The organism is Sanguibacter sp. Z41_6 (assembly GCF_059621145.1).
The window spans coordinates 77,071-96,794 of record NZ_JCAQIF010000001.1 but is presented as its reverse complement, the minus strand read 5'-3'; the positions used below and the strand labels follow the sequence as shown (position 1 = coordinate 96,794).

Sequence of the window (19,724 nt, the reverse complement as noted above, 5' to 3'; positions counted from 1 at the left end):
GGTTGCTGGACGACCCGCTCAGGCGCGCGGTCGCGGAGGTGCGGTGCTCGCGCGCACCACGAGCTCCACGGGCACGAGCCGGCGCGTGCCGGTGAGGACCTCGCCGGACCTGATCTGCTCGAGCAGGAGCTGGACGAGAGTCGCGCCGATCTGCGTGAAGTCCTGGGAGACGGTCGTCAGCGGGGGCCACAGGTACTCGGCCAACGGGATGTCGTCGAACCCGACGACGGAGATCTGGTCCGGCACCGCCAGGTCGTTCTCGTGCAGCGCGCGGCACAGCCCGACGGCCATCTCGTCGTTCGCGCTGAACACCGCCGTGATCCCCGGGTCGCGAGCGATGCGCAGGCCCTGGTGGTACCCGGACGTCGCGGACCAGTCGCCGAGGTACGGCTCCGGCACGGGCCGCCCTGCGTCCACGAGGCACGCCCGCCAGGCCTCGAGGCGCATCTGCGCCGGGTAGGAGTCCGCAGGCCCCGCCAGGTGGTGCACCGTGCGGTGACCGAGGTCGAGGAGGTGCTGCACGGCGGCGCGCGTGCCCTCGGTCTGGTCGGTGGCCACCGCGGGATGGCGACCGACGAACCGGGAGTCGGAGACGACGACCGGCATCCTCGCCGGCAGGGACAGGGTCTCCGGGCTCCCGGTCTCCGCACGGATGATGATGAGCCCGTCGATCGCCTGGTGGGTGAGCCGGGCGACCGCGGCGCTCATGTCGTCCGACGACGGGCTCTGCACGTCGACGAGGCTCACGGTGTTGCCCTCGCGCCGCGCCGCGTCCACGACGGCCTCGAACGTCCGGGACTCACCCGTGCGCGCGAGCCGGTGCGCGATGACGCCGATCGCGTCGAAGTGGGCGTATCGCAGGGCGCGTGCCGCCGAGTTGGGCGAGTAGCCGAGCTCCTCCATGGCTGCGAGCACCCGACGGCGGGTGTCGGGCTTGACGGTCTGCGAGCCCGTCGAGACCCGCGACACCGTCTGGGAGGACACCCCGGCGAGCGCCGCGACGTCGGCCATCGAGGGTCCCGACCGCGGGCGACCGCGGCGGACCGGGCGCGCGGCGGCCTGCTGGTCGCCTCCAGAGCTCATGGACCGATGATAGTTGCGGGCGATAGCGGGGTGTTCTCCCCATGTCGAACGAGCGTCCTGCCCTGTCGGCACGGGCCGTTCCTGGCTAGTGTGCCGCGAGTGACCACCTCAGCGAACCCCGGCCGGCCCGCCCCGCTCGCGCAGCCCGACGAGCGCCCCCGCACGAGCGCCCTGCGCCAGGCCGCCCTGCGGCTGGCGACCTTCGCCGTCACGGTCGTCTACCGCCTGTACCGGGTCCACCCGGCGCTGTGGCGGTTCACGGCGCGCAACTACCACCCGGCGATGGAGCGGTTCGCGCGGCTCAACGCGTGGATGATCTGCCAGCACGCCTACCTCGACGTGCCCGCGTACCGGCGCTACATCGAGGAGGACGGTTTCCGGTTCCGCTGGTGGGACCTCACCAACTACCGGCCCACCTCGAAGGCGGACTACGTCGACCGGTACCCGGAGGCGGCGCGGTGCTGGGACGGGCGCATCGAGACGATCGGGACGGTCGTCGACGAGTCGAGCGGGTCGTCCGGCACGCCGTACAACTGGATGCGTTCCAAGCGTGAGCTTAACACCGTGCACAAGAACGTCGCGGGGTACATCACCCTGCTGTTCGGCACGAAGAAGCTCTTCGCCATCAACGCGTTCTCGATGGGGGCGTGGGCGACGGGGACGAACACGGGCATCGCGATGTCGAAGATCGGGATGGTGAAGAACACCGGCCCGGACATCGACAAGATCGTCGACACGCTGCGCCACTTCGGTCCCGGCTACGTCTACCTCGTGTGCGCGTACCCGCCGTTCCTCAAGCACCTGCGGGACCGCCTCGACGCGGAGGGCCTCGACTGGGACTCCTACGACCTCAACGGGTTCGTCGGTGGAGAAGCTCTCACCGAGGGGCTGCGCGACTACCTCGAGGAGCGGTTCGGTCGCGTGTACTCCGGCTACGGCGCCTCCGACCTCACCATCGGGATGGCGGGGGAGAGCGACCTCTCGGTGTTCCTGCGCCGCGCCCTGGTGAGCAACGCCGCGCTGCGCCGCGAGGTCCTGGGCGACGACGAGAGCCGCACGCCGATGATCTTCCAGTACAACCCGCTCGAGACCTACCTCGAGACGACGGACGACGGCGAGCTCCTCGTCACCCTCAACTCCGCCGACATCATGAGCCCCAAGCTCCGCTACAGCATCGGTGACGAGGCGCGGATCTTGTCCTTCGACGAGATGCGCGAGGCTGTGTGCCGGCAGGCGGGCGGTGGGCAGTCCCGCCTGACGTTCGCGTTCGAGCGCGCGTTCGCGGTGCAGCGCATGAAGCTCCCGTTCGTCCTGCTGTTCGGCCGCAAGGACTCGACGATCTCCTACATGGGTGCCAACCTCTACCCGCTCGACGTCGAGAACGGCCTCTACCTCGACAACCCGCACGCTGCCGCGATCGAGTCGTTCAAGCTGTCGCTCGTGGAGATCGGCGAGCACGAGCAGCGCCCCGTCATCCACCTCGAGCTCCGCGCCGGCGCCGTGCTCGACGCCGACGACCGCGGCGAGCTTGCCCGCCTTTCCGCCGCCGGGGTCCTCACGCACCTGGCGACCGTCTCGAGGGACATCAAGCAGTCGCTCGAGGAGGACCCGACGGCCTCCGACGTGCGCGTCGAGGTGCACGACTACCGGTGCGGGCCGTTCGTCGGCGGGCAGCAGAAGATCAAGAACGTCTACCTCGTCGACGCCGACGACCGGGGCGGTGACCCGGACGCCCCCGCCCGGGAGGCGCACGTGACCGGCCCGGAGCGGGAGTCCGGCACGGCGCGGGAGACCGGCACGGTGGCCTGATGTTCACCACCGACTTCTCGCGGGCTCCCGTCCAGGGCCGGGCCGATGCCATGGTCGTCGTCGAGCGTGCCGGTGGCTCGCGGGAGTGGCAGCGCGCGGTCCGTACCGCCGTGCGGCGTGCCAGTGGGCACCGGTGGGACCGCGCCGTCCGCGTCGGTCGCGGTCCCGGGACGGTCCGGGCGGTGCTCGGCTACTTCGCCACGCGCGCTGACGTCGAGGTGTTCCTCGCGGGAGCAGCCCACCTCGCGCCCGCGCGCATCCGCGTCCTCGAGGCGCAGGAGCAGGGCTACACCAACGGCGTGTGGCGAGCGGAGGGGCCGACGATGGCGGTCAACGACCGCTTCGCCGCGCTCGACCGGGAGGAGCGTGCTGGCCGGACGCCACCGCTCGTCGTGGGGAGTCGTGGGCCGGCGACGGCGTCGGACCTGCCGACCGGTCCCAGCACGATCCGGTTCTACCGGGACCAGGCACGCGCGGTGCTGGGGCGTGCCCGCCCCCGTCCTAGCCGCGCGCGAGAGGTCGACGCTGGCGGCACAGCTCGGTCCGTGGCGGCTGGAGCCGTGCGGACCCCTGCGGACGGTGGCGCCACCTTCATCGGTGCGACCCGGTACCGCGGCCTGCACTCGTGGGCGATCCAGTCCCAGGAGTGGTTCCCCATGGTCGCCAAGATGCAGCGGATGCCCGGGTTCGTGTGGCACACGATCTACTGGCAGGCGCCGTTCACCCTCGGCACCCTCGCGTTCTTCGACACGCGCGACGACCTCCTGGCGTTCGCCCGGTTCCCCGAGCACCGCCGCCTCATGGAGTGGATCGTGCGCGGAACGCGCAACGGCAACGGCGGGTTCATCCGCATCCACCTCGCCGACGGACCGCCCCGCCAGCTCGGCGACGTCGCGTGAGGGTCACGCCCGTCGTCTCCCGGGCCGACCTCCAGGAGTTCTGCGACCTGCCCCGGCGCCTGCACCCCCAGAACCTCGGCGTCCCGTTGCTCGCCGCCACCGTCGAGTCGTGGTGGCGCGGCACCAGCCCGCACCCCGGTCCGGTGCACCTGCTGCTCGTCCGGGACGACTCCGGGACCGTCGTCGGCCGGACGACCGTGCACACGGACACCCGCCTCGACGCCCGCCTCGGGGCGCGGTCGCTGCTGTTCGGGGCGACGGAGTTCGCCGACGAGGCCGCGGCCCGCGCGCTCCTCGACGAGCTCGAGCGGCGCGCGGCCGGCTACGACCAGCTCTTCGGCCCGGTGTCCCTGCTGCCCAACCAGGCAGGCGGTGTCATCACCTCGGGCTTCGCCGACCGCGGCTTCGTGGACTCCGCGTGGAACCCGGACTGGGTGCCGGGCGTGTACGAGTCGCTCGGGTTCGTCCGCTGGGGCGAGGCCGACACGTGGGTCGTCGACGTCCCGGCTGACGCACCGGTCGAGCCACCCACCGCGGCCGAGTGGTCGGCTGCGGGCGTCGAGCTGGAGTACGGGCGGCGCTCGCGTGTGCGGGCGCTCGTCCCCGAGCTGCGCGCGCTGCTCAACCGGTCCTTCGCCCAGCTGCCCTACTACACGCAGATCACCGCCGAGGAGATGGCGGCCGCGACGGACGGCCTGTCGTTCCTGCTCGACGAGAAGCTCTTGCTGCTCGCTCGCGATGCCGCGACCGGCGACGCGCTCGCGTTCGTGCTCGTCGTCCCGGACATCACGCCGTTCGTGCAGCACGTCGGAGGGCGCCTGTCGTGGGTGCGCCAGCTCGAGCTCCTGGCTACCCGTGGCAGGTACCGGAAGGACGCGATCCTCATCGTCCAGGGCACGGACCCGGACCACCAGGGCCGTGGCCTGCTCACCCTGCTCACCCGGCAGCTCCACGCGAACCTCGCCGAGGGCGGGTACGCGCGCCTGCGCAGCACCTACGTCGGGCGGGACAACCCGGCGTCCGCGCGCCAGTTCGAGCGGGTCGGCGGGCAAGAGCTGCACGGGTACACCTTCTATCGCCGTCCCGTCCGGGAACCCGGCCCGCACGACGCGGCCACGGTCAGGTCCGGTGCGCCGAGCCGCGCGGACCTCGACCGATACCTCCGCGCGGCGGGCCGTGCCCCGTCCGCGCACAACGCCCAGCCGTGGCTGCCCCGCGTCGTGGGGAGCACCGTGGAGGTCGCCGTCGCGCCGGGCCGGACGCTCCCGGCGGGCGACCCGACGGGCCGCGACCTCCTCCTCGGGCTCGGGGCGTGGACCGAGTCGCTCGCCGTCGTCGTCGCCGACGACGGGTGGACGCTCGCCGTCCGCCCGCAGCCGGCCCTGGCCACCGCGCACGCAGCGTCCGCCGGGCCGGTCCTCGAGCTCGACGTCGTTCCCCGGGTGACGTCCGACGTGCCCGCCACGCGCTTCACGCCCGACGACGTCCGCGACCGCCGCGTGCACCGCGGCACCCTCGGCCGCGGTCCCGAGATCTGGGGCGACGACGCCCGGACCGGGGCCGCCCTGCCGGACTGGCTCGCCCTGCGCGAGGTCGACGACGCGACGATGCGACGCCTCGTGGCGCGCGGGTTCGCGTACACCGCAGCGCACCGTGACGTCTCTGCGGAGCTGCTCGCCTGGCTCCGGCTGAGCCCCACGCACCCCGGGTACCGCCGGGACGGGATGACCGACGTCATGCTCGGGATCCCCGCACCGCTCGCCCGGGCGCTCGCACCGCTCACCCGTGGCGTGCTGCGCGGGCCGGCGCTCGCCGCCACCTCGTTGGTCGCGCTCGGGGCCGAGCTCCTCCTGCGCAGCAGGCCCGGGTCTCCCTCCGGGCTCGACGAGGGCCGACCGGGCAGACGCTCGGTGGGCAGACGCTGGGCGGGCAGGCGCCGCGCGGTGGCGCCGCACCACCTCGTCCTCGTCGCCGACCGGTCCCTGCTGCCGGGAGAGCGCGATGCTGCTGTGCCGGGAAAGCCCGACCTGGGTCTGCCTCCCGCAGCGGTCCTCGAGGCGGGTCGGGCGCTCCAGCGGCTCTGGCTGCACGGCCACCGCTCCGGGGTCGTCGTCTCGCCCCACTCCGAGGTCATCGACTCGCCCGACGCGCGGCACGGCCTCGTCCAGGGGCTGGCGCTCGGTACGCACGAGGTCCCGCTCGCGGTCTTCAGCGCCGGCGGTGCGCAGGGGACGGTCGCCCGGTCCCCGCGGCTCGTCGACCCCTAGGCCGTGGCGTCCCGCGGGCCGTCTGGCAGCGTCACGCGGCTGCGCGCAGCTTCTCCAGCAGGGGACCCGCTGCCTCGTCGAGGAACCGCTGCTGGCCCTCGTCGCCCACCTGGACGACGGCGATGTCGGTGAAACCGGCCTCGAGGTAGGGCAGCGCGGCCTCGACGATCGCGTCGAGGTCCGGTCCGCACGGGACGGACGCGGCGACGTCCTCCGGGCGGACGAACGCCGTCGCACCGGCGAACGCCTCGGGCGTCGGGAGGTTGGCGTTGGCGCCCCAGCCGAGCCCGGACCAGCGGAACTGCTCGTGCGCGCGGGCCACGGCGGCGTCGCGGTCCGGGTCCCAGCACACCGGGATCTGGGCGATCTTCCGGGACGCTGGCAGCGACTCCTCCCTCCGCACCGCGTCCCAGCGCGCGAGCAGGTCGGCGTCCGGCTCCGTGGTGATGAGGTGGTCGGCGATCGGCGCGAACGCGGCGACGGACTTCTCGCCCGACACGGCGACGCCGATCTCCACGGGGGTCTCGGGCACGTCCCAGACGCGGGCGGAGTCCACCTGGAAGTGCGCTCCGCGGAAGTCCGTGACCTTCCCGGTGAAGAGGTCGGAGATGATGTGCAGCGCCTCGACGAGCATCTCGTGGCGCTCGTCCACCGCGGGCCAGCGCTCCCCGACGACGTGCTCGTTGAGGTTCTCGCCCGAGCCGAGCCCGAGCAGGAACCGTCCGTCGGACAGGAGGCCGAGCGTCGCAGCCTTCTGGGCGACGACCGCCGGGTGGTACCGCATGGTCGGGCAGGTGACGAAGGTCATGAGCTCCACGCGCTCGGTGGCGTGGGCGACTGCTCCGAGCACGCTCCATGCGTACGCCCCGTGCCCCTGCGCGGCGAGCCAGGGCGAGTAGTGGTCGCTCGACACCTCGAAGTCGAAGCCCACGCGCTCGGCCGCCACGCCGTACTCGACGAGTGCCTTCGGGCCGGACTGCTCGGTCATGAGGGTGTATCCGAATCGTGTCATCCCACGATCGTCACCTTCGTCGTCGTCGCCGCTCGCATCCGCGGGAAGACGCGGCCCTCCGGTCAACAACACGTAGGGGAAATGTCGGGTTTACACCGTAGTAACCCGATGGAGGGTGAAGGGGAGGGCGAAAGTCTGTGGATGGGTCGGCCTCCGGTGGCGGAGAGAGTAAAATTTCGGATATGCAATCGACTGTCACGTTCCGAATCACCACGCCCGAGGACAATGTCCAGCGGGTGCTCAACCGCCTCAAGCTCAAGGCCCAGTCGGGGTTCGGCGACCAGGGGCGGTTCGTCGACGCCTCCCGGGACACCTCCGCCAAGGAGCCGGCCGTCCGCGTCCGGGTCAACGTCGAGGCGCTCGCCCCGTCCAAGAAGGAGCTCGGCGCCTTCGTGTCGACCCTCGAGGACGTCATGAAGCAGGGTGGCGGCATCAAGGTGAGCAAGATCGCGGTCACCGACGTCAACCCGCTCTGACCTGGGCTCCCGTCGAACAGCCGGCGGGACTCAGGCTGGCGCCGCCCCCTGCGGCGCGGCTGCTCGTGGCACCGACGCCGCGAGGAGGCCGGCCGTGGTCATGAGCACGAGCGCACCGAGCACCACGAGCAGCGGGACCGTCCAGCCACCTGACGCTGTGTGTACCGCCCCGAGGGCGAACGGTCCCGCAGCCGCCGCCGAGTAGCCGATGGTCTGCACCATCGCCGACATCCGCCGTGCCTCCGTCTGTCCCCGGCTGTGGTGGACGATCAGCGTGAAGATCACGGTGAAGTTCCCGCCCTGAGAGATCCCCGCCGCGAACGCCCACACCGGCCAGAGGCCGGGGGCGAGGAGGAGTCCCAGCGGGAGCGTGAGCCACAGGGCCGACATCGTGGCGAACACGGCACGCAACGAGACGCGGCGGGCGACGAGCAGCGGGACCCCCACCCCGCCGACGACCCCTCCGAGCTGGAAGAGCGATGCGGCGCCCCCTGCCCCGCCCGCTGTCATGTCCCGCAGGTCCGCCAGGACCGACGGGAGCCAGGTCGTCATGGAGTAGTACGAGAACGACTGTCCGCAGAAGGCCAGGGTGAGGAACCACGCGACGGGCCTGCGCCACGTCGCCACGGAGGGCGCCGTGCCCGGGAGGGCTCCCGCGAGGAGCGGGACGGTCGTGACAGGGCGGCCGGCGGTCGCCCGCCGCCACACGAGAGCGGCGACGACCATGAGCGTCGCCCACGACGCGAGAGCCCAGCGCCACCCCAGCGCATCGGCGAGCGGCGCGGTGAGGAGCGTGGTCAGGACGCAGCCGAGATTGAGGGCTGCCGTGTACAGGCCGGTGACGATGCCCGCCGACTGCGGGAAGTCGCGCCGCACGAGGGCCGGCACGCAGATGTTCCCCACGGTGATGGCGGCACCGATGAGGATCGTGCCCGCGACGGCCGTCCCGAACCCGCCGGAGGAACGCACGACGGTCCCGAGGAACACGACGGCCAACGACAACGAGATCGCCTTCTCGAGCCCCACCCTGCCCGCCAGGAGGGACGCCAACGGGGCGACGAGCGCGAAGCACAGCACCGGGATGCCGGTGAGGAGCCCGACGGTCTCGCGGGTGACGTCGAGCCCGCGGGCGACCTCGTCGACGATGGGCGCGAGCGCCACGAACGGTCCACGGAGGTTGAGCGCGTAGACGAGGACGGCGGCGAGCAGCAGGCCCGCCGCTGCGGGGCTGCGCAGCGCCCGGGAAGGGTCAGGAATGATGGGTCCTTCCAGGGCGACGACGACTCGTCAGGGTACGCCACCGGGCGGGTGCAAGATCGGGCGTGCCCGGCACACAGAGCAGTGACACGACGTGAGATGCAGCACGACGAGGAATGGCCCTCGGCGTGCTCCTGGTTGCCCCGGCAGCCACCGATGCGGGGAGCCGACGATGACGCTGAGCACCGGGACGCCGGCCAGGGAGAAGGCGTGGTTCGACGACCTCTTCCGCGCGCACGCAGGAGCCGTCTTCCGGTTCGTCGTCCGCCGTGCGGCCCGCGACGACGCCGACGACCTCACGGCCGAGGTGTTCGTCGTCGCCTGGCGCCGACGCGAGGAGGTGCCCGAGGGATTCGAGCTGCAGTGGCTCTACCGGACGGCGGGGTTCGTCGTGGCGAACCATCACCGCAAGGGTCGGCCCGTGCCGGTCGAGGAGGTCCCGGAGGAGGCGGCGCCGGAGGTCACGGAGCACGTGGTCATCGAGGACCTCGACGTCCGCAGGGCGTTCGCGACCCTCCGCCCGCGTGACCAGCAGATCCTCCTCCTCGCTGCGTGGGAGGGGCTGCGGGGTGAAGAGCTCGCGGGCGCGCTCGGGATCTCGCGGGGCGGGGCCGACGCGGCCCTGTCGCGGGCACGCAGCCGGCTGGAGGACGCATGGCGGGCACCGGTCGACGACGAGCGTCGCGTGGACGTGGCGCCGCCAGCAGCAAGACCGCACGGGGTGACGACACAGACCCGGTAGTGGACACCCACCCCACCTGACACCCCGGAGGTTCTCATGAGCAGCACCGACCCAGCCGCGTCCCGCCCCGTGACGCCCGGGGAGGAGAGCGCCTTCGACCGGTTGGCGGGCGCCGACCCCGCGCGCGACGTCGACCCTGACCTCGCGCGCGTCCGGGCGCGCATCGATGCGTCCGAGCACGCTCCCGCGGCTGTCGTGCCGCTCACCGGACGTCGGCGTCCGGCCCGGTGGTTGCAGGTCGCCGCGGCGTCGGCCGGTGTGCTCGCGATCGGTCTCGGTGGCTACGCGGTGGGGAACCAGGAAGCCGAGCCGACCGTCGCTGCGGGCGAGCAGAGCCCCGACCGGCCAGGACCGGAGGACGAGATCGCGTCCGGAGCAGCGCAGCCGGGGGCCGCGGACGAGCGGCACCTCGCCGGCCCGGACGCGGGAGCAAGCATGGCGGACATGGCCTGGTACGGCGGCCGCACCGTGTTCGACTCGGCAGGGCTGTCCACGCAGGCAGCGTCCGCTCGCGCATGGGCGTTCGACGGCCAGGCGCTCTCCTCCGCGGAGGCGGCGGCGCGTGTCGCCGCGGCGTTCGGGCTGACCGACACCCCGACACCGCTCTACGGCCAGTGGCACGTCGGACCCGCGGACTGGACCGGGGCGTTCGTCGACCTCACCGCCGACTCCCTCGGGTCGTTCTCCTTCACCGACACGACCCTCGACCCGTGGGCGGAGGGTGCGTCGGCCGCCCCGCCCGACGATGTCGCGACGGCGGAGCTCGTCGACCTCATGACCACGCTCGGCGTCGACCCGGCGGGGTACGAGATCAGCGTCGACGCCGGCTACGACATCGCCGCCACCGTCGTCCGGGCCGTCCGGCTCGTCGACGGGCAGCAGACCCCCCTCACCTGGGAGGTCATGGTCACCGCAGACGGGATCGCTACCGCCTACGGCCAGCTCGCCTCCCCGGTGGACCTCGGTGAGTACGACCTCGTGAGCCCGCAGGACGCCGTCGCACGCCTGGGCGATCCGCGCTTCGGCGCGGGCGGCATCACCGCGTACGCACGCAACGACGTGGGCGGGATGGTCGAGCCTGCCGACGGTTCGGCGTCGAGCAGCACGCTCGTCGGGCCGGAGCCGCTCGAGGACGGTGCTCCTGCGACGCCCCCCGTGCCGCCGGCACCGGGTGGGACGTTCGCGTGGCCGGTCGACCTCGTGACCATCACGGGTGCGACCCTCACGCTCGGCATGCACACGATGCCGGACGGGGCGAGCGTGCTGCTTCCGAGCTACGAGCTGACCTCGGACGACGGCAGCTCGTGGACCGTCGTCGCGGTCGCGGACGCGCACCTCGACTTCTCGTCGGTCCGCTGACGCGACCCGCTCGGTGGGGAGAGCCGGCGCTCCTTCAGGGCTCCCGCCCGCTGCGCCGCGCCTGACGTGCGTCAGGCGCGTTCGGCGACCCGGCGGGACATCGTGCGCTGCAGCGTCACGCGTGTCTGGTCGATGAACGTCGTCATCCAGTCGCGCTCACCGGCGATCCAGCGCCGGGCGACGGCGTCGACGGGGAAGACCGTGCCACGGCACAGGTCGTCCCGCACGGCCACCGTCGTGATCCGGTTGTCCGCCGCGACCATCCAGTGCGCGCTCATCGAGCGGGCGACGAGGACGTCACCCAGGGCGATGCCGAGGGCCGTGATGACGTGGTTGGGGTTCCACCGGTTGCCCTCCTCGGCGGCGTGCCACGCGCTGGCGTACGTGTCGAACAGCTCGGAGATGACGTGCAGCGACGTGATGTCGACGTCGGGTGCGCGCAGGTGGAGCCGCAGCTCCTCCATCCACACGAGCTCGACGGGCGAGGGGACACGGAGCTCGACGTGCTCGTCGGTCGACGCAGCGGGGCGACCGGTGGCGACGGTCGGGTCGACCGGTCCACCGCTCGGCGTGCGCAGCGGCAGCTTCATGCGCTCCTCATCGGCCACGCGGTCGAGCCGCTTAGCCGAATCGCGACACTTCACCCTCGTGCGGCTACGGTGGTGAGGTCACGCCCCGAACCCACGGAAAGAGGACTCCATGCCTACTCGTACCGCTCGGACCGCCTGGAACGGCACCCTCCAGGACGGTGGCGGCCAGGTCGAGCTGTCGAGCTCCAAGGTCGGCACGTACGACGTGTCGTTCCCCAAGCGTGCCGCGGACGACGCCGGGGGGACGACGAGCCCCGAGGAGCTCATCGCTGCGGCGCACTCGTCCTGCTACGCGATGCAGCTCTCCGCGGTCATCGGTGAGGCGGGCGGTACGCCGGTCGCCCTCGAGGTCGGCGCCGACGTGACGCTCGAGCCGGATCCCGCGGGTGGCTTCCACATCACGAGCATCGCGCTCACGGTCCGCGGCGAGGTCGAGGGCCTCGACGAGGCCGGGTTCCTCGAGGCTGCGGAGAACGCGAAGGCGACGTGCCCCGTGTCGAAGGCGCTCACGGGCACGACCATCACGCTGGACGCCGCGCTCGAGAGGTGAGGCCCCGCTAGAGAGGTGACGCCCGCACGGTGTCAGGCTCTGGTGCACGACGACGTGCCCGGAGAGCCTGGCACCGTGCGGGCGGTGGGTCAGTCGATCGTGACGGCCTGGAGGACCGGCAGGCGCGCCGCCCGGACCGCGGGCCACACGGCGGCAAGGACGCCGACCACGACGGCGATCGCGAGCATGATCCCCAGCTGGCTCCACGGCACCACGAGCGTCGTGAACCCAGCGCTCGCGAACACCGTCGGCATCCCTGCGGCGAGGAGCACACCCACCGTGAGCCCGACGACCGTTCCGAAGACCGCGGTGAGGACCGACTCGATCGTGATCGTCCCGGCGAGCTGCATCCTGCCCAGCCCGACGGCACGCATGAGCCCGATCTCCCGGGTCCGCTCGATGACGGACAGGGCGAGGGTGTTGACGATGCCGAGGATCGCGATGACGATCGACAGGCCGAGCAGGGCGTAGAGGATCACGAGGATCTGGTCCACCTGGCTGGCGAGCTGGCTGACGAACTCCTCCTTGTCGAGCACCGTGAGGATCTTGTACGGCCCGACGGCCTCGGTGACGGCATCCTGCAGCTCGGCCACGCTGACTCCGCCGGCAGCCGAGACCATGAGCGTCTCGACGTGCTCGGCGACGTCCGGCTGGATCGTCGGCACCTGGTCCGCGGGCATGACGACGGGCACCGACAGGGCGGGGGAGCTGATGATCGCGCCGACCGGGAGCGTGAGCTCCCCGGCCTCGGTGCGGAACGTCAGCTCGTCGCCGACGGCCCAGCCACGTGCCTCGGCGTCCGCCTTGTTCACGGCCACCGCACCGGTGGCCAGGCTGTCGAGGCTGCCGGAGAGCGCCTCGGTGGTGAAGCTGCGCCCGAACGACTCGGCAGGCATGCCCAGCACGAACAGGGACTCGCCCTGGTCGCCAGCGGGCGTCTCGTCGTCGGTGATGAACGCCATGCCACCCGTCATGGAGTCGACGAGGCCGACCTCGGGGAGCTCGGAGACGGCATCGACGGCGCCCGACGGGATCGTGAACGTCGCCGACTGCACGAGGAGGTCGGAGAGCGCCTCCGTCTCGACGACGGACCGCATGGAGGCCTGCGTCGAGGCCGCGAGGACGGACGCCCCGCCGACGAGCGCCATGCCGATCATCAGTGCGCTCGCCGTGCTGGCGGTGCGCCGGGGGTTGCGCGTGACGTTCCCGCGAGCGAGCATCCCCAGCGGTCGCAGCGCGACGACGAAGGGCGCTGCCATGACGCCGAGCACCGCGCGGGCGAGCACGGGGGAGAGCAGCAGCACGCCGATGACGACGCCGACCGCGCCGTACCCGAGGAGCGAGCCGGTCCCGGCGTCGGCGTCGGCCGCGGCCTGAGCGACCGCGGCCACGACCGCTCCCGTCCCACCACCGAGGAGCGCGAGGCCGGCGATCCCGCGGAGGCGCAGGGAGGCAGCCTGGTCGGGAGTGTCGTCGCGCATCGCCTCGACCGGCGCGATGAGCGCGGCCCTGCGGGCCGGCACTGCCGCTGACGCGACACTGACGACGATCCCGACGACGAGCGAGATGACGACCATCTCGGTGGTGAGCGGCACGTCCCCGGCGAGGTCCATGCCCATCGACTCGAAGAGCGCTTTGACAACCGTGACGAGCCCGAGCCCGCCCCCGATGCCGATGACTCCGCCGAGTGCACCGACGACAGCGGCCTGCACGAGGATCGATGCGAACACCTGACCGGGGGACGCACCGACCGCACGCAGGAGCGCGAACTCCCGCTGCCGCTGCCGGACGGTCATGGCGAACGTGTTGGAGATGATGAACCCGCCGACGAACAGCGAGATCCCCGCGAAGATGAGCAGGAACGTCTCGATGAAGCCGAGCTGGGACTCGACGTCGGCGCCCGCCTCGGCGCGGAGCGTGTCGCCGCTGAGGACCTCGACGGGCACGGCGCTCGCCGTGCCGGCAGTCGCGGCCTCGACCGCTCTCGTGAGAGCCGACGGGTCGGTGCCGTCCTCGCCGTAGACGACGATGTTGGCGACGAGCCCTTCGGGCGCGAACGTCGCGGCGGCGGTCGCCTGGTCGAGGAAGACGATCGTCGCACCAGCCATCGAGGCGCCGAGGTCGACGATCCCGGTGAACGTGGCCTCCTGGAGCGTCCCTCCGAGGACGATCGTCGTCGTGTCGCCGATCTCGAGGCCGGAGCTCTCGGCGGTCACGGCCTCGAGGACGAACTCGTCGGAGGCCGTGGGCGCGGCGCCGTCAGCCAGGGTGTAGCTGGGGTCCGCAGCGTCGAAGGCGAGGGCGAAGCTCGGGGATCCGGCGCCCGAGACGACAGCGGTGTCGTCGGCACCGACGAGCACGACGGGCCCGGTGTAGTCGGCGAACGCATGCCGGACTCCGTCGACCTCGGCGACGGTCGCGGCGAGGTCGGCCGGGACGAGAGTCCGGACCTCCCCGGGTGCCGCGCCGGCCGAGGTGAGCTGGGCGGCCTCGTCGGCGCCGCGGATGTACACGTCTCCGGCGTAGCCGGCGTCGACGATCCCGTCGAACGTCGTGGAGAGCATCTCGCGCAGCGCGAAGGTCCCCGCGACGAAGGACACGCCGAGGACGACGGCGAGGATGGACAGGGCAAGACGAACGAGGTGCGCGCGCACGTTGCGCAGGGCGACCTTGAGCATCAGACGGCCACCTCGCGGGTCAGGCTGCCGAGGACCTGGAGGATCGCGTCCGGCGTGGGCTCGGTGATCTCGTCGACGATCCGGCCGTCTGCGAGGAACAGGACGCGGTGCGCGTAGGACGCGGCGACCGGGTCGTGGGTGACCATGACGACGCTCTGGCCGAGGTCGTCGACGGAGCTGCGCAGGAACGACAGGACCTGGCGCGACGATGTCGAGTCGAGGTTGCCGGTGGGCTCGTCGGCGAAGACGACGGAGGGTCGTGAGACGAGGGCGCGGGCGCACGCGACGCGTTGCTGCTGTCCGCCGGAGAGCTCGCCGGGGCGGTGGGTGAGGCGGTTGCCGAGCCCGACGGCCTGGACGACGGCGTCGAGGTGGGCGCGGTCGACGGGCTTGCGGGCGATGTCGAGCGGCAGGGTGATGTTCTCGGCGGCGGTGAGCGTCGGGACGAGGTTGAAGGCCTGGAAGATGAACCCGAGCTGGGTGCGGCGCAGCTTGGTGAGCTGGCGCTGGTTCATGCTGCTCACGGTGAGCCCGTCGACGACGACCGTGCCTGACGTCGGGGTGTCCAGGCCGGCCATGCAGTGCATGAGCGTGGACTTGCCGGAGCCCGAGGGGCCCATGATCGCGGTGAATCTGCCGCGCTCGAAGTCGACGTCGACGCTCGCCAGGGCGTGGACCGCTGTCGAACCCTTGCCGTAGGTCTTGACGAGCCCGCGGGCTGTCGCGATGGCGCCCGTGGCGTCGCCGGGAGCGCCGACTGGTGCCGCACCGGCACCTGGGCCAGAACGGACGGGAGCGGAGGAAGCGGACATCGGCGAACTCATCTCTCGGGAGCGGCGTAGAGCTGGAAAGGTGCGCGGGGCTGCTGCTCGTCCGGAGACCGGCAGCCGTGCCGCGTCGTTGATTCCATACTGGCCGCACCGTGAGGTCCGTGGCGATAGGGGACCCCCCTGAACTCACCCTGAGGTTGTCCCCCGACCGCCCTGGGAGGGTGTGCGCACGATGAGCGTCGGGGCCCTACGGTGTCAGACCCTGGTGCACGTGTCCGTGCACCAGGGTCTGACACCGTGTGTGGGGTGGGGGTCAGTCGACCGTGACGGCCTCCAGGACCGGCAGGCGGGCCGCGCGGATCGCGGGCCACGCGGCCGCGAGCGCGCCCACCACCACAGCGATCACGAGCATGAGACCCAGCCTGTCCCAGGGGATGAGGAGGGTGGAGATGCCCGAGCTCGCGAAGACGGTCGGGATCCCGGCTGCGAGGAGGACACCGACCCCGAGTCCCACGACGGTGCCGAACACCGCGGTGAGCACCGATTCGATGGTGATCGTCCCTGCCAGCTGGGCCCGGCCGAGGCCCACCGCGCGCATGAGCCCGATCTCCCGGGTCCGCTCGATGACGGACAGGGCCAGGGTGTTGACGATGCCGAGGATCGCGATGACGATCGACAGTCCGAGCAGGGCGTAGAGGATCACGAGCAGCTGGTCCACCTGGCCGGCGAGCTGGTCGACGAACTCCTCCGTGTCGAGGACCGTGAGGACCTTGTACGGGCCCACGGCGTCGGTGACTGCGTCCTGCAGCTCGGTGAGGCTCACACCGGCGGCGCCGGAGACCAGCAGCATCTCGACGTGCTCTGCCGCATCAGGCTGGATCGCCGTGATCTCGTCGTCCGGGATGACGACGGCCCCGGTGAGTGCCTGGGAGTTGACGACGGCCCCGACAGGGAGGGTGACCTCTCCGGCCGGCGTGCTCAGGGTCAGCTCGTCGCCGACCTTCCAGCCGTTCTCGTCCGCCTCGGCCTTGCGGACGGCCACCGAGCCCGTGTCCAGGCTCCCGATGTCGCCGGACAACGCCTTGGTGGTGAAGGTCCCGCCGAAGGCGTCGGCAGGCATCCCGACGATCATGTGCGAGTCACCCGCCTCGCCGGCGGGAGTCCCCGAGTCGGCCACGAACGCCGTGCCCCCGGTCATCGCGTCGACCGCGTCGACCGCAGGGAGCCGGGTGACGTCCTCCACCGCGCCGGAGGGCACCGTGAACGTCGCGGACTGGACGAGCACGTCGGCGAGGACCTCGGTCTCCACGACCCCGCGCACGGAGGCCTGCATCGAGGCTGCCGCGACGGATGCTCCACCGACCAGCGCCATGCCGATCATGAGGGCGCTCGCGGTGCTCGCCGTCCGTCGTGGGTTACGGATGACGTTGCCCCGGGCCAGCGAACCGAGCGGCCGGACGGCGGCGACGAACGGAGCTGCCATGACCCGCATCGCCGCGCTCGCCAGGACCGGCGCGAGCAGCAGCACGCCGATGACGACACCGACGGCGCCGAGACCGAAGAGCGAGCCTGTGCGGGCGTCCTCGTCGGCTGCGGCCTGTGCGAGCGAGGCCACCACCGCTCCCGTCCCGCCTCCGAGGAGCACGAGACCGACGATGCCGCGCAGTCGCAGGGATGCCGACTGACCCGGGCTGTCGTCACGCATGGCCTCCACCGGGGCGACGAGCGCCGCCCGCCGCGCGGGCAGGGCCGCCGACGCGATGCTCACGCCGATACCGACGACGAGCGAGACGACGACCATGGTGGAGGTGACGGGGATGGACCCCGTGAGCTCCATCCCCATGGTGGTGAAGAGGCCCTTGAGGCCGGTGACGATGCCGAGCCCGCCGAGGATGCCGAGGGCGCCGCCCAGTGCGCCGACGGCGCCGGCCTGGACGAGGATCGAGGCGAACACCTGGCGCGGCGAGGCGCCGACGGCCCGTAGGAGCGCGAACTCCCGCTGCCGCTGCCGAACCGTCATGGCGAACGTGTTGGAGATGATGAACCCACCGACGAACAGCGAGATCCCCGCGAAGACGAGCAGGAAGGTCTCGATGAAGCCGATCTGGGACCGGATCTGCTCACCTGCCTCGGCGCGGAGGGTGTCGCCCGTGAGGACGTCGAGAGCTGAGCCGCCGCCCGGGCTCGTGGCGGTCGCGGCCTCGACCGCGCTCGCGAGAGCGACCGGGTCGGTGCCGTCCTCGGCGTAGATCGTGAGGGTCTCGACGAGGCCCTCCGGTGCGAACGTCGCCGCTGCGGTCGCCTCGTCCAGGTAGACGAGCGTGGAGCCCGTCGTCGAGTCGCCGAGGTCCACCGTGCCGGTGAACGTGGCGTCCGTGAGGACACCGCCGAGCACGATCGTCGTGGTGTCGCCGATCGTCAGCCCGGAGGATTCCGCCGTGGCGGCCTCGAGGGCGAACTCGGTCGGCCCGGTGGGGGCTGTGCCGTCGGTGATCGCGTAGGTCGGGTCGGCCTCGTCGAAGGCGAGGGCGCGACTCGGCGCGCCGCTGCTGCTGACGACCGCCGTGTCGTCGGACCCGACGAGCACCACGGGGCCGGAGTAGTCGGCGGCGGCGTGCTCGACGCCGTCGACCTTCGCGGCCACGGCGGCAAGCTCTGCAGGGATCGGTGCCCGGGTCTCGGCGCCTGCGGCGCCGTCCTGGTCGCCGGCTGCGGCCTGGTCGATGCCGCGGACGTAGACGTCACCGGTGTTGCCGGCGTCGACGATGCCGTCGAAGGTCGTCGTGAGCATCTCGCGGAGCGACAAGGTCCCGGCGACGAAAGACACCCCGAGGACGACGGCGAGGATGGAGAGGGTGAGGCGCACGAGGTGCGCGCGCACGTTGCGCAGGGCGACCTTGAGCATCAGAGGGCCGCCTTGCGTGTGAGACCGGTGAGGACCTCGAGGACCGACTCCGGCGTCGGGTGCAGGACCTCGGCGACGATGCGTCCGTCCGCGAGGAACAGGACGCGGTGTGCGTACGAGGCGGCGACCGGGTCGTGGGTGACCATGACGACGCTCTGGCCGAGCTCGTCGACCGAGCGGCGGAGGAAGGTGAGGACCTCCCGCGAGGCGGTGGAGTCGAGGTTTCCGGTGGGCTCGTCCGCGAAGACGACGGAGGGTCGTGAGACGAGGGCGCGGGCGCACGCGACGCGTTGCTGCTGTCCGCCGGAGAGCTCGCCGGGGCGGTGGGTGAGGCGGTTGCCGAGCCCGACGGCCTGGACGACGGTGTCGAAGTGGGCGCGGTCGACGGGCTTGCGGGCGATGTCGAGCGGGAGCGTGATGTTCTCGGCGGCGGTGAGCGTCGGGACGAGGTTGAAGGCCTGGAAGATGAACCCGAGCTGGGTGCGGCGCAACTTGGTGAGCTGGCTCTGGTTCATGCTGCTCACCGTGAGGCCGTCGACGACGACCTCACCGGATGTCGGGGTGTCCAGGCCGGCCATGCAGTGCATGAGGGTCGACTTGCCGGAGCCCGAGGGGCCCATGATCGCGGTGAACTCACCGCGAGCGAAGTCGACGTCGACGCCGGCGAGCGCCTGGACGGCGGTCGAGCCCTTGCCGTACGTCTTGACGAGGCCGCGGGCGGTGGCGATGGCGCCTCCGGCGGGAGTGGTGCCCCGGCCGGTGGCCGCGGCCCTCGTCACGGAGGGTGCAGATGCGGAGGAACTGGACATGGGGAACTCATCTCTGGAGGCAGGTGCGGGATGTGTGAGGAAGCGGAGTGGCGTACGACTGTCGGAAGCCGGACATCCGGTGCGCTCCGCCGCTATGTCCATCCTGGTCGGATCGCCCGGTCTGTGGCGATAGGGGAGTCCCCTGAACGCACCCTGAGGTTTTCCCCCGGACCACCTGAGAGGATGTGCCGGTGACGAGCGCCGAGAACGACCCGCAGCGCGCCGCGTTTCGCCGGAGGTTCAACGAATACTGGGGCCAGGGTGACCCCCCGCAGACCCCGGTCGACCTCTACGACCCGCTCGCGGACGCGCTCGGCGACGCGTGGGGCGCCCGCCGAGGTGTGGAGGCCGCGGTCGACGAGATGACGGTCGTCCTCGACCGCCTCTGGGGCGGCCGCCTCACGCCACGGGCACGCGGACGGCTGGTCGAGTGGCTGACGGGGCCCGACTCAGGGCTCTGACGGCTGGCGGATGCGCGGGCCGCCCACGGCCCGGGGTGCGGCAGCGGGCTCGTGCTC

16 protein-coding genes are annotated in these 19,724 nt (G+C 72.1%); 8 read left to right on the top strand and 8 right to left on the bottom strand.

What is annotated here, in order from left to right:
* Positions 1-18 precede the first annotated feature (18 nt).
* The gene (locus tag AC54T1_RS00420) at positions 19-1,083 is read right to left on the bottom strand and encodes a LacI family DNA-binding transcriptional regulator (RefSeq protein WP_496910626.1); all 1,065 of its coding nucleotides are present in this window, start codon (positions 1,081-1,083) and stop codon (positions 19-21) included.
* Between the two features lie 99 nt (positions 1,084-1,182).
* Here AC54T1_RS00420 and AC54T1_RS00415 point away from each other — a divergent pair, with 99 nt between their 5' ends.
* The 3 genes from AC54T1_RS00415 to AC54T1_RS00405 are packed head-to-tail and all read left to right on the top strand — an operon-like array spanning position 1,183 to position 6,058.
* Positions 1,183-2,892, top strand: a complete 1,710-nt coding sequence (locus tag AC54T1_RS00415; RefSeq protein ID WP_496910625.1) for a phenylacetate--CoA ligase family protein — start codon at positions 1,183-1,185, stop codon at positions 2,890-2,892.
* Positions 2,892-3,791 carry a hypothetical protein gene (locus AC54T1_RS00410; protein ID WP_496910624.1) on the top strand — a complete coding sequence of 300 codons (900 nt, stop codon included), beginning with the start codon at positions 2,892-2,894 and terminating at the stop codon, positions 3,789-3,791. The genes AC54T1_RS00415 and AC54T1_RS00410 overlap by 1 nt, the downstream gene beginning before the upstream one ends.
* Positions 3,788-6,058: a GNAT family N-acetyltransferase gene (locus tag AC54T1_RS00405; protein ID WP_496910623.1), complete on the top strand. Its 2,271-nt coding sequence runs from the start codon at positions 3,788-3,790 to the stop codon at positions 6,056-6,058. Before AC54T1_RS00410 ends, AC54T1_RS00405 begins: the two co-directional genes overlap by 4 nt.
* 31 nt (positions 6,059-6,089) lie before the next feature.
* On the opposite strand, the gene AC54T1_RS00400 is transcribed toward AC54T1_RS00405, so the two are convergent.
* Positions 6,090-7,070 (bottom strand): TIGR03557 family F420-dependent LLM class oxidoreductase, encoded by a 981-nt coding sequence (locus tag AC54T1_RS00400; protein WP_484343352.1) that lies wholly within the window; start codon positions 7,068-7,070, stop codon positions 6,090-6,092.
* Between the two features lie 182 nt (positions 7,071-7,252).
* Here AC54T1_RS00400 and AC54T1_RS00395 point away from each other — a divergent pair, with 182 nt between their 5' ends.
* Entirely contained in the window at positions 7,253-7,546 is a 294-nt protein-coding gene (locus AC54T1_RS00395; RefSeq protein WP_484343351.1) for a hypothetical protein, read from the top strand.
* Positions 7,547-7,576: 30 nt separating this feature from the next.
* On the opposite strand, the gene AC54T1_RS00390 is transcribed toward AC54T1_RS00395, so the two are convergent.
* Positions 7,577-8,755: an MFS transporter gene (locus AC54T1_RS00390; RefSeq protein WP_484344227.1), complete on the bottom strand. Its 1,179-nt coding sequence runs from the start codon at positions 8,753-8,755 to the stop codon at positions 7,577-7,579.
* A 220-nt stretch (positions 8,756-8,975) separates the two neighbouring features.
* Between AC54T1_RS00390 and AC54T1_RS00385 the strand changes: the two genes are divergently transcribed.
* Together AC54T1_RS00385 and AC54T1_RS00380 are read left to right on the top strand one after the other, a co-directional pair.
* Positions 8,976-9,545: an RNA polymerase sigma factor gene (locus AC54T1_RS00385; protein ID WP_496910622.1), complete on the top strand. Its 570-nt coding sequence runs from the start codon at positions 8,976-8,978 to the stop codon at positions 9,543-9,545.
* A gap of 36 nt (positions 9,546-9,581) precedes the next feature.
* Positions 9,582-10,904, top strand: coding sequence for a hypothetical protein (locus tag AC54T1_RS00380; RefSeq protein WP_496910621.1), 1,323 nt, complete (start codon positions 9,582-9,584; stop codon positions 10,902-10,904).
* A 71-nt stretch (positions 10,905-10,975) separates the two neighbouring features.
* On the opposite strand, the gene AC54T1_RS00375 is transcribed toward AC54T1_RS00380, so the two are convergent.
* Positions 10,976-11,494, bottom strand: a complete 519-nt coding sequence (locus AC54T1_RS00375) for a DUF3806 domain-containing protein (protein ID WP_484343348.1) — start codon at positions 11,492-11,494, stop codon at positions 10,976-10,978.
* Between the two features lie 109 nt (positions 11,495-11,603).
* On the opposite strand from AC54T1_RS00375, the gene AC54T1_RS00370 reads away from it, so the two are divergent.
* On the top strand, positions 11,604-12,044 hold the full coding sequence (locus AC54T1_RS00370; RefSeq protein WP_484343347.1) for an OsmC family peroxiredoxin: 441 nt from the start codon (positions 11,604-11,606) through the stop codon (positions 12,042-12,044).
* A gap of 89 nt (positions 12,045-12,133) precedes the next feature.
* Here the strand turns inward: AC54T1_RS00370 and AC54T1_RS00365 are convergent, their stop codons facing one another.
* From AC54T1_RS00365 to AC54T1_RS00350, 4 genes are all read right to left on the bottom strand, one after another.
* Positions 12,134-14,722 (bottom strand): ABC transporter permease, encoded by a 2,589-nt coding sequence (locus AC54T1_RS00365; RefSeq protein WP_496910620.1) that lies wholly within the window; start codon positions 14,720-14,722, stop codon positions 12,134-12,136.
* Entirely contained in the window at positions 14,722-15,534 is an 813-nt protein-coding gene (locus AC54T1_RS00360) for an ABC transporter ATP-binding protein (RefSeq protein WP_496910619.1), read from the bottom strand. Before AC54T1_RS00360 ends, AC54T1_RS00365 begins: the two co-directional genes overlap by 1 nt.
* A 271-nt stretch (positions 15,535-15,805) precedes the next feature.
* Complete coding sequence (locus AC54T1_RS00355) at positions 15,806-18,397, bottom strand: ABC transporter permease (RefSeq protein ID WP_496910618.1); 2,592 nt, start codon at positions 18,395-18,397, stop codon at positions 15,806-15,808.
* Positions 18,397-19,206, bottom strand: coding sequence for an ABC transporter ATP-binding protein (locus AC54T1_RS00350; RefSeq protein ID WP_484343343.1), 810 nt, complete (start codon positions 19,204-19,206; stop codon positions 18,397-18,399). Before AC54T1_RS00350 ends, AC54T1_RS00355 begins: the two co-directional genes overlap by 1 nt.
* Positions 19,207-19,397: 191 nt before the next feature.
* Here AC54T1_RS00350 and AC54T1_RS00345 point away from each other — a divergent pair, with 191 nt between their 5' ends.
* The gene (locus tag AC54T1_RS00345; RefSeq protein WP_496910617.1) at positions 19,398-19,667 is read left to right on the top strand and encodes a hypothetical protein; all 270 of its coding nucleotides are present in this window, start codon (positions 19,398-19,400) and stop codon (positions 19,665-19,667) included.
* The last annotated feature ends 57 nt before the right edge of the window (positions 19,668-19,724 follow it).